Source organism: Mesorhizobium sp. M0698 (assembly GCF_040320455.1).
Taxonomy (GTDB): domain Bacteria; phylum Pseudomonadota; class Alphaproteobacteria; order Rhizobiales; family Rhizobiaceae; genus Mesorhizobium.
The window spans coordinates 245,991-258,558 of the sequence record NZ_JAMYPQ010000004.1 but is presented as its reverse complement, the minus strand read 5'-3'; the positions used below and the strand labels follow the sequence as shown (position 1 = coordinate 258,558).

10 protein-coding genes are annotated in these 12,568 nt (G+C 63.3%); 2 read left to right on the top strand and 8 right to left on the bottom strand.

Annotation, left to right across the window (positions count from 1 at the left end; all coding sequences use genetic code 11):
* A complete protein-coding gene (locus NKI16_RS11620) occupies positions 1-3,180 on the bottom strand; it encodes an efflux RND transporter permease subunit (RefSeq protein WP_352615187.1) in 3,180 nt (1,059 codons plus the stop codon).
* Positions 3,174-3,446 (bottom strand): hypothetical protein, encoded by a 273-nt coding sequence (locus tag NKI16_RS11615; RefSeq protein ID WP_352569409.1) that lies wholly within the window; start codon positions 3,444-3,446, stop codon positions 3,174-3,176. Before NKI16_RS11615 ends, NKI16_RS11620 begins: the two co-directional genes overlap by 7 nt.
* A gap of 252 nt (positions 3,447-3,698) precedes the next feature.
* Between NKI16_RS11615 and NKI16_RS11610 the strand changes: the two genes are divergently transcribed.
* Positions 3,699-4,280 carry a TetR/AcrR family transcriptional regulator gene (locus NKI16_RS11610; protein ID WP_352569411.1) on the top strand — a complete coding sequence of 194 codons (582 nt, stop codon included), beginning with the start codon at positions 3,699-3,701 and terminating at the stop codon, positions 4,278-4,280.
* A 549-nt stretch (positions 4,281-4,829) separates the two neighbouring features.
* On the opposite strand, the gene NKI16_RS11605 is transcribed toward NKI16_RS11610, so the two are convergent.
* From NKI16_RS11605 to NKI16_RS11580, 6 genes are all read right to left on the bottom strand, one after another.
* Positions 4,830-5,852, bottom strand: coding sequence for a LacI family DNA-binding transcriptional regulator (locus NKI16_RS11605; RefSeq protein ID WP_352569413.1), 1,023 nt, complete (start codon positions 5,850-5,852; stop codon positions 4,830-4,832).
* Between the two features lie 59 nt (positions 5,853-5,911).
* Positions 5,912-6,706 (bottom strand): ATP-binding cassette domain-containing protein, encoded by a 795-nt coding sequence (locus NKI16_RS11600; protein ID WP_352569415.1) that lies wholly within the window; start codon positions 6,704-6,706, stop codon positions 5,912-5,914.
* Between the two features lie 3 nt (positions 6,707-6,709).
* On the bottom strand, positions 6,710-7,696 hold the full coding sequence (locus NKI16_RS11595) for an ABC transporter permease (RefSeq protein ID WP_023674041.1): 987 nt from the start codon (positions 7,694-7,696) through the stop codon (positions 6,710-6,712).
* Between the two features lie 107 nt (positions 7,697-7,803).
* The gene (locus NKI16_RS11590) at positions 7,804-8,736 is read right to left on the bottom strand and encodes a substrate-binding domain-containing protein (RefSeq protein WP_352839581.1); all 933 of its coding nucleotides are present in this window, start codon (positions 8,734-8,736) and stop codon (positions 7,804-7,806) included.
* 250 nt (positions 8,737-8,986) lie between these two features.
* Positions 8,987-9,781, bottom strand: coding sequence for an SDR family oxidoreductase (locus NKI16_RS11585; protein ID WP_352569416.1), 795 nt, complete (start codon positions 9,779-9,781; stop codon positions 8,987-8,989).
* A gap of 76 nt (positions 9,782-9,857) precedes the next feature.
* Positions 9,858-11,015 (bottom strand): fumarylacetoacetate hydrolase family protein, encoded by a 1,158-nt coding sequence (locus tag NKI16_RS11580; protein WP_352621196.1) that lies wholly within the window; start codon positions 11,013-11,015, stop codon positions 9,858-9,860.
* 225 nt (positions 11,016-11,240) lie between these two features.
* Between NKI16_RS11580 and NKI16_RS11575 the strand changes: the two genes are divergently transcribed.
* Positions 11,241-12,524, top strand: coding sequence for an NAD(P)/FAD-dependent oxidoreductase (locus NKI16_RS11575; RefSeq protein ID WP_352634349.1), 1,284 nt, complete (start codon positions 11,241-11,243; stop codon positions 12,522-12,524).
* Positions 12,525-12,568: the final 44 nt, after the last annotated feature.

Genomic DNA, 12,568 nt, shown 5'->3' with positions numbered 1-12,568 from the left:
CTATTCAGCCGCTTCGGCCAATGGCTCGAAGGCGGGTTCGGCAGTTGGTTGTTCGGTCGCTTCGGAAACCGGTTCGCTCTCGCTGCGGCGCTCGCGCAGCTGCTCGATCACCGCATAGAAGACCGGCACGAACACCAGCGACAGGATCGTCGCCGCGACCATGCCGCCAAAGACGGTGGTGCCGATCGACTGCCGGCTCGCCGCACCTGCACCTGTAGCGAACATCAGCGGCAGCACGCCGAGGATGAAGGCGAAGGCGGTCATCAGGATCGGTCGCAGCCGAAGCCGCGCCGCTTCCATCGCGGCGTCGACGATGCTGAGGCCTTCTTCGCGCCGGCGCCGGGCAAACTCGACGATCAGAATCGCGTTCTTGGCCGCCAGTCCGATCAGCATGACGAAGCCTATCTGCGAATAGACGTCGATCTGCATGCCGCGCAGCCACAGCACGACGAATGCACCGAACAGTGCGAGCGGCACCGCCAGCAGCACCATGAACGGCATCGCCCAGCTCTCATATTGCGCGGCGAGGATCAGGAAGACGAAGACGATCGCGAGACCAAAGACGACGGATGCGATCGATCCTGCCTTGAGCTCCTGATAGGTGATACCGGTCCATTCGTAGCCGAAATCTCTCGGCAATGCCGTGGCAGCGGCACGTTCCATTGCCGCCACCGCCTGGCCGGACGAAAAGCCGGGCGCGGCGCCGCCATTGATCAGGGCCGACGCATTGTTGTTGTAGTGCGGCACGGTCTCGGGGCCGACGACGGGCACAAGCTTGCCCAGCGTGCTCAGCGGCACCATGCCACCCGACGCATTGCGGACATAGAGCCGCGATATGTCGGCCGGACCGGCGCGAGAGTCCTTGTCGGCCTGGATCGTCACCCGGAAGGTGCGGCCGAACAGGTTGAAATCGTTCACGTAGAGCGAGCCGAGATAGATCTGCAGCGTATTGAACACGTCCGGCAGGTTGAGCCCGAGCAGCTTCGCCTTGGCGCGATCGAGATCGTAGTTGAACTGCGGCGTCGAGGTCGAGAAGGACGAGAACAATTGCTGCGGGTTGAGCTCCGGCTGCTTGCGCGCCTCGGCAATCACGGCTTGCGTCGCATCGTTGAGCGCCACGCTGCCGCGCCCGGTCAGGTCCTCGACCTGGAACTCGAAGCCACCGGTGGTGCCGATGCCCGGGATCGACGGCGGGTCGAAGCTCAGCGCAAAAGCCTCCGGAATTTGCAGCAGCTTGTTGCGCACGTCGGCGACGAGCTTAGACGCGCTCTGATCGGGGCCGCGTTCGTCCCATGGCTTCAGGATAGCGAATTCGACCGCCGAATTCGACTGCGCGGCACTGGTCAGGAAGTTCAAGCCGCTGATCGAGCCGACGATGTCGACGCCGGGCGTGTTCTGCAGGATGTCGCGTGCCTTTTGCGCCACCGCGTCGGTGCGTTCCAGCGAGGCCCCGTCGGGGAGCTGGATGACGACGAAGAAATAGCCCTGGTCCTCGACCGGAAGGAAGGTCGAGGGCAGGCGCTGCCAGACGAAATAGGTCGCGACAAGTCCGGCCGCGAACACGCCGAGCATGATCCAGCGCAGGCGGATGAGAATACGGACCCCATTCGCATAGGCATGCGCCAGCCGTTCGAAGCCCATGTTGAACCAGCGGAACAGCACGAACTGTGTTTCCGGCCGGTGGCGCAGGAAGGCCGCGCTGAGCGACGGGGTAAGCGTCAGCGAGACGAAGGCCGAGATGCCGAAGGAGATCGCCACCGTCAGGGCGAACTGGTTGTAGAGCCGGCCGGACACGCCGGGAATGAAGGCAACCGGCACGAACACAGCCATCAGCACGGCGGTCGTGGCGATGATCGGGCCAGTGACCTCGGCCATCGCCGTTCGCGTGGCAGCCAGCGGTTTGAGGCCGGCCTCAAGTTGGCGTTCGACATTCTCGACGACGACGATGGCGTCGTCGACGACGAGGCCGATCGCCAGCACCATGCCGAGCAGGCTGAGCATGTTCAGTGAGAAGCCAAGCATGTGCATGACGGCCAGCGTCGCCACCAGCGACACCGGAATTGCGATCGTCGGGATGATCGTGGTGCGCCAGCTTTGCAGGAAGATGAACACCACGGCGACGACCAGGACCAGCGCTTCGCCGAGCGTGATCAGCACGTCGTGCATTGAGGCCGAAACGAAACGTGTCGTATCGTAATGCATGGCGTAGCTGACGCCCTTCGGGAAACGGGCCGACAGCTCCTGCATCTTGTCCTTGACGCGCTGCTGCAGATCGAGCGCGTTGGACCCCGGCATCTGGTAGACCGCGAGCACCACCGTCGGGTCCTTGCCGAAGAAGGCCGACGACGAATATTGCAGCGCACCGAGCTCGATGCGCGCAACGTCGCGCAGCCTGACCAGTGAGCCGTTGGCGGTATTGGCCCGCACGACGATGTCGCCGAACTCCTTGGGATCGCTCAGCCTGCCGACGGCGTTGACCTGCATCTCGAAGGCGGTGCCGGCCGGAGCCGGCGACTGCCCGATCTTGCCGGCCGCCACCTGGACGTTCTGCTCGGCGACGGCGTTCTGCACGTCGACGGCAGTAATGCCGAGATTGGCGAGCTTGTCGGGGTCGAGCCAGATGCGCATCGAATAGCGCCGCTCGCCGAAGATCTGCACGTCGCCGACGCCGGGCAGGCGCTTCAGCGGATCGACCACCTGCAGATAGGCGAGATTGCTCAGCGCGACCGGGTTGACGGAACCGTCCGGCGAGGTGAGGTCGACGATCAGGACGAAGTTCGGGTTCTGCTTCTTGATCGTCACGCCGCCCTGATTGACGATGGCCGGCAACGAGGAAGCCGCCTGCGAAACGCGGTTCTGGACGTCGACGGCCGCCGTGCTCAGATCGTAGCCGACGTCGAAGGTGATGGTGATCGTCGAGGAGCCGTCATTGGAGCTCGACGACGACATATAGGTCATCCCCTGGACGCCGTTGATCTGCTGTTCGAGCGGCGTCGTCACCGTGTCGGCGACGACCTGCGCGCTGGCGCCCGGGTAATGGGCGCTGACCACGACCTGGGGCGGCGTGATGTCGGGAAACTGCGAGACGGGCAGGAGGAAATAACAGATCGCTCCGGCGAGCACCATGATGATGGCGATAGCCGACGCAAAGATCGGACGATGAATGAAGAAGTTTACCATGATATGCACGCCTCGCCCGATGCTCTGGCCCGGCCAAACGCCCTGGCTACCCTGGAAAGCCGCCGGCTGCGTGTTGAGCCGGAATCTTCGAGAAAGCCGAAATCTTCAAGGCGGCGCGGCGCATTGCGGCGCTCGGCCTGTTCGTCCGCCAGCGCACGCAGCATCGCCTCGAAGGACCGCGGGTCGACGCGGTCGGCCCTCATCAGCATGCGGATCATCGGATCCCTTACGACTTCATCGATCGTCAGATCATTGCGCTGCGACATCGAAGCGGCTCCTGGTTTTTGGTATCCGCGGCAAGCCGCGGATCTGGTGTTTTCTTGCTCGCCGGCCGAGGCCGTGAGGTGCGGTTCGTCCCCTTGCCGATCGGGGCAGGGCTGATGGCCGGCACTTGCGAGTTTGACATGATGCAATGCGGGTGTTACAGGTAAGTAACATCTCTAACGTTACAGACCGGTAACACCCTAGTCAAGAGGTGCACCGAGGGAATTTCGGGAAACGCAATCACGGAGGTTTTGATGACAGACGTTGTTGTGGAGCGTGTTCGCCCCCGGGACAGGATCCTGGAGACGGCACGGGACATGTTTCACAAGCATGGCATTCGCGGCGTCGGCATCGACGCCATCACCGAGGCCGCCGGCACCAACAAGATGACGCTCTACCGGCATTTCGAGTCCAAGGACGACCTGATCATCGAATGTCTGCGGGCAACCGCCTGCAGCGCCAACGCGATGTGGGAAAAGTTCGAGGCTGAGAATCCGGGCGACAAGCTGGCGCAGCTGCATGCCTGGGTCCGGATGGCGGCCGATTGCCTGATGTCGGACCGCCGCGGTTGCGACATGGCCAACGCCGCCATCGAGCTGAGCGAGGCGGATCATCCGGCAAGGCAAGTGATCAAGGAACTCAAGGAAGCGCAGCGCGAGCGGCTGGTTTCGCTGTGTCGCGATGCCGGCATCGGACAGGCCGAGCTTCTTGCGGACACGCTGTCGCTGTTGCTCGAGGGCGCCCGCGTCAGCCTGCAAAGCGTCGGCGCCGAGGGCCCGAGCGCGCAGTTCGTCCGCATGGCGGAAGGCCTGATCACGTCTTTCAGGGCCAGATAGTCTCGCAAGCGGCGAAACGATACGTGGCGTTTCGATTGCGGGCCGCGCCGCCGGGTGATGTCTCGTCCCATCGCGATGTGCCATCTCGCGTCTCCTGTGCCGATCCTCCGCACCATGGCCGGCGCGGCGTTGATTGCTGGTCGTGAGGCAGGATAGGGCCGCCGGCGAACCGGTGAGAGTGACAAGTGTGACAGGATTCTGCCCGACAAAGCCGCGGCGGTCGCAGCGAAGCTCATCGATCCGCGGATCAGCAAACGTGTCCGGTGCTGTCCCGACCGCAAGCATTGGCCGCTATCCCGGAGCCGAAACAAAAAAAGCCCGCTGCCGGGAGGAGGTGGCAGCGGGCTCGATTTCGAATACGGCACGGGAGGAGGTGTACCGCACTCAGCGTCGGCATCGCATCTGGGAGGAGTAGATGGCCGACACCTGCGAAACTATCGATTGCCCAATGATTCGGCAACCACAAAAGTTGCATAGGTGATGTGCAGATTTGCGGTATCAACCGAATTTTAACGATCGAGGCCCGAGCGACCATCGCCTCGCGCGACATCACTGCACCGGGACATTTTCCTTGAAGATCAGGCGCGGCTCGATGAATTTCCGCGTCAGATAGGGCGCCGACGAGGCGATCGAGCCGAGCAGGCGAATGACCGACTGTTCGGCGATCAGCCGCGCATTCTGGTCGATGACGACGTCGAGCAGATCGTCGACGAGATAGCCGCGCGTCTCGCGCGTCAGATCATGGCAGATGAACACCGGCTTCGTCTGCGGCCTGACTTCGAGCAATGCTTTTGCCACGCCCGAGCGCCCGGCGCCGATACAATAGATGCCGAGCAGCTCCGGCTCGTTGTGCAGCGCCTTCATGGTCGCGGTATAACTGGCCTCCGGCTCGTCGTTGATCTCCACGGCGCTGGTGACGGTTAGGTTGGGGAACTCCTCGCCGAGCACGGAGCGAAAGCCCATCTCGCGTTCCTCATGGCCGCGGTAGGAGCGTGAACCGACGACCATCGCCAGATGGCCCTGGCGGCCGCCGAGGAACCGTCCCATCAGCAGCGCCGCCGTACGGCCGGCCACCCGGTTGTCGATGCCGACATAGGCCGAGCGGGGCGCGCCCGGAACATCGGACACCAGTGTGACCAGGCGGATGCCGGCCTCGACGATCTCGCGCAAGATGTTGCGCGTTCTCGGGTGATCGATGGCGATGACGCCGACACCGTTGGCCTTGAGCGAGAGGTTTTCGACGGCCGCCTGCAAGGCACTCGGCGAGATGCCGGCGAGCTTGTGGATGCGGCAGGAGGCGACCAGCGGCAGGCGCGCCGCATAATCCTCGATGTGCCTGGCCAGATCGGCCATGAAGGCATTGCTGCCTATCGGCAGGAAGAATTCGAGATGCGCCGGCCGCGAGGGCAACGCAACCTGGTCGACGACCGGCAGATAGCCGAGCTGCTTGGCCGCCTCCATTACGCGCTGCCGGTTGGCGGCACTGGCTCCCGGCCGGTTGTTGAGCACACGATCGACCGTCGCGGTCGACAGGCCGCAGCTCCTGGCAATATCCGAAACGGTGGCTTTCATGGCGCAACCATGTGGCGATGCGATCCAGTGCCTCGACGATCAGGCCGACCCCCGGCTGCTCAGCTGGGCCGTTGCGTGCCCTCGACCAGCGCGTCATGGATCTCCTTGTCCGACATGCCGGTGATGACGCGTTCGACTTCGGCGACGCTGGTCTTCTTCGGGTCGATATCGTCGGCGACCACCTTGCCGCGGCGCATGACGACGATGCGGTCGACCACCTGGAAGACATGATGGATGTTGTGGGCGATGAAGATGCAGGAATGGCCGGAATCGCGGGCACTGCGCACGAAGCTCAGCACGCCTTGCGTTTCGGCGACGCCGAGATTGTTGGTCGGCTCGTCGAGGATGATGAGATCGCTGTCGAAATGCATGGCGCGCGCAATCGCCACCGCCTGCCGCTCGCCGCCGGAGAGCGAGCCGATCGGCGTCGTCGGCGGGATGTTCTTCGAGATGCCGACCTGCTTGAGCAGGTCACGGGCAACCACGTTCATCGCCTCCTGGTCCATGCGGTTGAGGAAACGCGGCGGCTTGATCGGCTCGCGTCCGAGGAACAGGTTGCGGGCGATCGACAGCTGCGTCACCAGCGCCGAGTCCTGGTAGATCGTCTCGATGCCATGGGCGATGGCGTCGCTGGTACTGCGCAAATTCACCTTCTTGCCGCGGATGAAGATGTCGCCGCTGGTCAGCGGGACCGCGCCCGACAGCACTTTGATCAGCGTCGACTTGCCGGCGCCGTTGTCGCCGAGCAGGCCGACGATCTCCCTTTCGTTGACATGGAAATTGGCATCAACCAGCGCCTGCACGCGCCCATAGGACTTGCGGATATTTTCCATGCGGACAAGCGGTTCGGCCATGGTTCAAGTCCCTGCCTGATGCCGGCGTTCCAGCCATGAATGGAGCGCCATCATGCCGAGGATGATGGCGCCGATGAAAATATTATAGGCAAGGCCCGGCACACCGATCAGCACGATGCCGTTGCGCATCACGCGCAGGATCAGGATACCGAGCACCGTGCCGATGATTGTGCCGCGCCCGCCGGTCAGCGCCGTGCCGCCGATCACCACCATGGCGATGACTTCGAGCTCGTAGCCGGTGCCGCTGTTGGGGTTGGCCGCCGAGGTGCGCAGCGAGGAGATGACGCCGGCCAGCGAGGCCAGGATCGACGACAGGATGAACAGGCCGATCTTGACGCCGCTGACATTGACGCCGCGCGCCCTTGCAGCACTCGGGTTGCCGCCGGCCGCCTGGATCCAGTTGCCTGTCCGGCTCTGCGTCAGCACGTAACCGAGCGCGATTGCGGCGGCGATGAACCAGAACAGCGACATGTAGATACGGAACGGCCCGATGAAGAAATCGCCGACCAGCGCTTCTGCCAGCCAGCTGCCCTCGGCGCTCCAGGTCCGCTGCGGAAACCCGTTGGTGACGAACAAAGCGGTGCCGCGCACCACCAGCAGCATGCCCAGCGTCACCAGGAAGGACGGGATCTTGAGCTGCGTCACGAACCAGCCGTTGACCAGTCCAATGAACGCAGCGACCACCAGCGCAATGACGAAGGCGGCTTCCAGCGAGGCGACGCCGCTGTTGAACAACGTCCACATCAGGACCGGCGAGAAGCCGAACACCGAGCCGACCGAGAGATCGAATTCGCCTGATGTCATCAACAGCGTCATCGCCAGCGCGATCAGCCCGAGCTCGACCGTGAAGGCCAGCGTGTTCGAGATGTTTTGCGGCGACAGGAAGTCGTGGTTGATGCCCCAGAACACGGCGATCTCGACGACGAGCAGCACAAACGGCCCGAACTCGGGCCGCGCGATCGAGCGTTGGATAAGAGAACGATTTTCCACCTTGGACCCGCGATAGGATTGGATTTGGCCGCGACCGCAACCGGCTTCGGCGGAATGATGAGACAGTCACGGCCGCCGAAGCGGCCGTGACCAACTCGATCGCGGATTTATTTGCCGGACAGGATCTTGTCGTAGACTGCCGCGGTGTCCTTCTCGTAGAGCGCGCCGGTGATCACGTCGAAGCCGGGCGGAATACCGCTCGCCGCCATGTTGGCGAGCGAGAGCGCGACGTAGCTGGTCGCCTGCGGATCCTGCCACTGCGCGGCATTGACGTAGCCGTTCAGCACTTCCTGGGTGGTGTCGAGCGAGTTGCCCCAGCCGACGACCGGGATTTCGCCCGGCTTGACGCCGACCTGGTTGAACACCCGCTTGATCGAGCCGGTGACAAGATCGCCGAGACCGATAACCGCCTTGACCTTGGCCCTGTTGGCGGTGAGGTAATCGACCATGCGGTTGATCACTTCGGCCTGGTCGAGCGTCGCTTCGGTGATTTCGTAGGTGATGCCGAGCGGCTCGAACACGCTCTTGATGCCTTCCTCTTCCTGGACGCCATAGGTGGCACCGGGAATTTCGACCGGCATCCAGACGAAGTCGCCCTTCTTCACAAGGCCCTTGTCGACCAGATACTGCGCCCAATGTTTGCCGAAGGTGACGTTGTCGCCGCCGACATAGGCGTTGAAGTCCGCCTTCGGGTCGGGCGTGTTGAAGTTGATGATCGGGATGTTCGCCGCCCGCGCTTCCTTGGCGATCTCGACAAGGCTGCCCGGATCAGGGCTGGTCGTGGTGATGCCGTCGGCCTTGGCGGAAATCGCGGCGCGAACAGCCTCCTGCTGCGACGCCACGTCGCCATTGTGGAACGACGTGTTGACGGTGTTGCCGGTGTCCGCCGCCCATTGCTTGGCGCCGGCAAGGAAGTATGTCCAGACCGGATCGGCCGGGCCGCCATGCGAAATCCAGTAGAACGTCTTGGCCTGTGCCGCGGCCGGAATGGCCAGCGCCACCATCAAGCCAAGTACAAGCAGTCTTAGCCTCGTCAGCATTTGATTTCCTCCCATTTGAACCGAACTCCTCCTCCGACGACGATCGCGGCCAAAAACCGTGCGCGGCCAAAGCCGTGATCGCATTTGCCAGCGTCGACCTGGGCGCATTAGAGCATTCCCTTTTTCGATCGATGGCAAGCCTCGATTGCCAATGGACGTTGGCGCAAGGCACCACGCCATCAGCAATCCCATCAGATTGCATCAGTTTGGCTGATATTTTCCAGGCGGCCGACGATCGGCCTTGCGACCGTCATGCAATGCTGCGCGGCGGCGCGCCGAGCACGTATTGCTCTAGGTCGATAAGCGTCCCGGTCATCAGCCCGGAGGCGTCGCTGAGCAGGAACAGCGTTAGCTGGGCGACTTCGTCCATGGTCAGCAATCGACCAAGCGGCAGGCCGGCGGCGGCAATCTTTGCCCAGTTTTCGCCCTTGCCCAGCGTGCGCGCCTGCATCTCTTGTTCGGCCGGCGTCGCTACCCAGCCCATGTTGATGCCGTTGACGCGGATGCGATCGGAAAGATGCGCGTTGGCAATGTTTCTGGTCAGCGTCGAAAGCGCGCCCTTGGTTGCGGAATAGATGGCAAGGTCCGGCGCACCGCAATGCGCATTCACCGACAGTATGTTGACGATGGCGCCCGCCGCCCGCCGTGTCTTCATGTCGGCTACGGCCGCCTGCATGAGGAAGAACGGCGCGCGCGCATTGACGGAAAACAACCTGTCCCAGTCGTCGATTGTGCCAGTTTCCAGCGAGGCCCGGTCGGTGAGGGCCGCGGCGTTCACCAGACAATCGATGCGGCCGAGTCTTTTGATCGCTTCCGCCATGACAGCTGCAGGCGCGGCCGGATCTCCAAGGTCGGCCTGGATGAAGACGACGGGCCGGCTTGGTCGTGAAAGCTCTTCGGCGATGCGTCTGCCACGCTCGGCATTGCGGCCGACAATGGCGATCCCTTCGCCGCCGTCGGCTGAGGCCAGCCGGGCGATGGTCTCGCCAAGCCCTTGCGTTCCGCCGGTAACGACAAGGGTCTTGCCCTCAAGAGCGACGATCAATGGACTCTCCCGAATGCCGACGAGCAGGTATTCCAATCAGAGAATTCTAGAATCTATCGGATGTTAGGCTGCGGGACTAGATGAGGTCGGCCCTTGCGAGGTCACGCATCAGGTGGCTGGCGCCGTAGGTCCAGTGTGGGCAGTCGGGCGACAGCCGCACGCGGTTGACCAAGGCGCCGAATTTCTCCGACGAGATGGTGACGATGTCGCCGACCTTGTGGGTAAAGCCCTTGCCTGTTTCGCCCCGATCCTTCGACGGCACGAACATGGTGCCGAGATAAAGCGCCAGCCCGTCGGGGTATTGATGATGTGGCCCCATGGCGGCGGCGACCAACTCTTCCGGCGAGCGGCTGATCTCGGCCATCGAACTGGCGCCCTCCAGCGAGAACCCATCCTCGCCTTCGACTTTCAACCGTACGATCGCCTGCTTCACGTCGCCAATGGAAAATGTCTCATCGAACAGCCGGATAAAGGGGCCAAGTGCTGCCGAAGCGTTGTTGTCCTTGGCTTTGCCGAGCAGCAGCGCCGAGCGCCCCTCGACGTCGCGCAGATTGACGTCGTTGCCGATCGTCGCCCCGACAATCCTGCCGCTGCCGGCGGCAATCATGGCGATCTCCGGCTCCGGATTGTTCCATGTCGAAACCGGATGCAGGCCGACATCGGCGCCGAAGCCGACCGAGGCCATCGGCTGGCACTTGGTGAAGATCTCGGCATCGGGGCCGATGCCGACTTCCAGATATTGCGACCAGGCGCCGCGCGCAATCAGCTTGGCCTTGATCTCCATCGCTTCCGGCGAGCCGGGCTTGAGCTTCGACAGATCGTGGCCGATCAGCCCGGCGATGTCGGCGCGAATGGCGTCGGCCTTTTCCGCCGAACCGCGCGCCTGCTCCTCGATCACCCGTTCGAGCAGGCTGACGACAAAGGTGACGCCAGATGCCTTGATCGCCTGCAGGTCGACGGGGGACAGCAGATACGGTTTCCCCGGATCGCGCGCTGTCTCGAAACTGTTAGCGGCAATGGCATCGAGCGGGCCGATCGGCCGCCCCTTGGCCGAGCGGACGTGCCCCGCCGGATCCGGCAATTCGCAAACGTCGCGCACGGTCGGCGCCACATTTGACGTGATGTCGAAGACCGTGCCGTCACGCACCGTGACCACCAGCGGATGGGAAGCATCGCTCGCCCGGGCGCGGCCCACGAAGAGGCCTTCGGCGGGCAAATGTGTGGCGTTCGTCATGGCTTACATTTCCTGTTGTCTTGTCCTTCGGCCGCGGCACTTTCAACAAATTCCCGCCAAAGGTCTATCCCGCTTGCAGGGCGAGCTTTGTCAATTCTTTCAAGCGGTCTTCGCATCGCTGGACCTTGATCGAGCCTGACGTGCGCCAACGGCGACGGAAAACGCTCTTTCAAAATAATGAAACCGTCGCTAGGGTTTTCACCTACTGAAATCTCCAGGTGACGCTTGCCCGTACGGTTTTCCGATCCAATCTGGCAGAAGCCGCGGACAGCCACCGCGTTCCAGTCGCTTTTTCCCGCCGGCCAATGCGTCGATGTCGTTATCGTCGGCGGCGGTATCATGGGGCTGTCGACAGCCTTGCACGCTGCCCGGTTCGGCCTTGCTGTCCAGGTGCTGGAGGCCGGCGAAATTGGCAATGGCGCATCCGGCCTGAACGGCGGTCAGGTCATTCCCGGCCTGAAATACGATCCGGATTGGCTGCTGGAGCATTTTGGTCTCGAACGCGGCGAAGCGCTCGTCAACTTTGCCGCCTCGACCGCTGACACCGTCTTCGAATTGATCCGCGACGAAAGACTGGCGGTGCCGTTCGTCCGCAATGGCTGGATCCAGGCCGCGCATACCGAGACCGCGCTGAAAGCGGCGGCGAACCGGGATCGGCAGTGGCGCGCCCGCGGCGCCGATGTCCGGCTGCTGAGCGGGACGGAGATCGCGACGATGACCGGCGCGCAAGGCTATCTCGGCGGCTGGCTCGATCGCCGCGCCGGTGTCATCGATCCGCTCGCCTACACGTCGGAACTGGCGCGCGTCGCTGCAGCGGCGGGCGTAAAGATCGCCGAGCGCCAGAACGTGATGCAGATCAGCAAGAATGCTGGCTTTTGGCACGTTTCTACGGAAAGCGGCGCCGAACTCCAGGCCAAGGCGGTCGTTCTGGCGACCAACGCCTATACCGGCGACCTGCTCCCCGGCCTCGCCGAGACGATCGTGCCGCTGCATTCCTTTCAGATCGCGACAGCGCCGCTATCGTCCAATCTCGCGGCGGCGATCCTGCCGGAAGGGCAGGCGGTGTCGGATTCGCGCCGCATCCTCGTCTATTATCGCAAGAGTGCCGACGGCCGGCTGGTGCTCGGCGGGCGCGGCCGCATGGCTTTGCCGAACGGCCCGGCCGACTGGGCGCATCTGGAACGCGCGCTGCTGCGGCTTTATCCGGCGCTGTCAGACATTGCCATTGAAAAGCGCTGGTTCGGCCGGGTGGCAATGACGCCGGACCATCTCCCGCATATCCACGAGCCAGAGAAGGGCCTGCTGGCGGTCGTCGGTTGCCAGGGCCGCGGCATCGGCCTGATGACCGCGCTTGGCGAGCGCATCGCCTCCTATTTGTCGAGCGGCGACACCAGGCAATTGCCGTTCCCGGTCTCGCCGATCCGGCCGATCCCGTTTCATGCGTTTCGGCAGGTCGGCGTTGCCGCGACGATCGCCTGGTACCGGATGCTGGACGCCTTCGAACGCTGACGTTCATGCCCAAGCGTGAAACAGCTTGACAGCTTCACGAATAT

Coding starts and splice junctions, on each gene's coding strand:
- NKI16_RS11580 (WP_352621196.1), bottom strand. CDS start 11,015: ATGACGAACGCCACACATTTGCCCGCCGAAGGCCTCTTCGTGGGCCGC.
- NKI16_RS11590 (WP_352839581.1), bottom strand. CDS start 8,736: ATGCTGACGAGGCTAAGACTGCTTGTACTTGGCTTGATGGTGGCGCTG.
- NKI16_RS11605 (WP_352569413.1), bottom strand. CDS start 5,852: ATGAAAGCCACCGTTTCGGATATTGCCAGGAGCTGCGGCCTGTCGACC.
- NKI16_RS11600 (WP_352569415.1), bottom strand. CDS start 6,706: ATGGCCGAACCGCTTGTCCGCATGGAAAATATCCGCAAGTCCTATGGG.
- NKI16_RS11610 (WP_352569411.1), top strand. CDS start 3,699: ATGACAGACGTTGTTGTGGAGCGTGTTCGCCCCCGGGACAGGATCCTG.
- NKI16_RS11620 (WP_352615187.1), bottom strand. CDS start 3,180: ATGGTAAACTTCTTCATTCATCGTCCGATCTTTGCGTCGGCTATCGCC.
- NKI16_RS11615 (WP_352569409.1), bottom strand. CDS start 3,446: ATGTCGCAGCGCAATGATCTGACGATCGATGAAGTCGTAAGGGATCCG.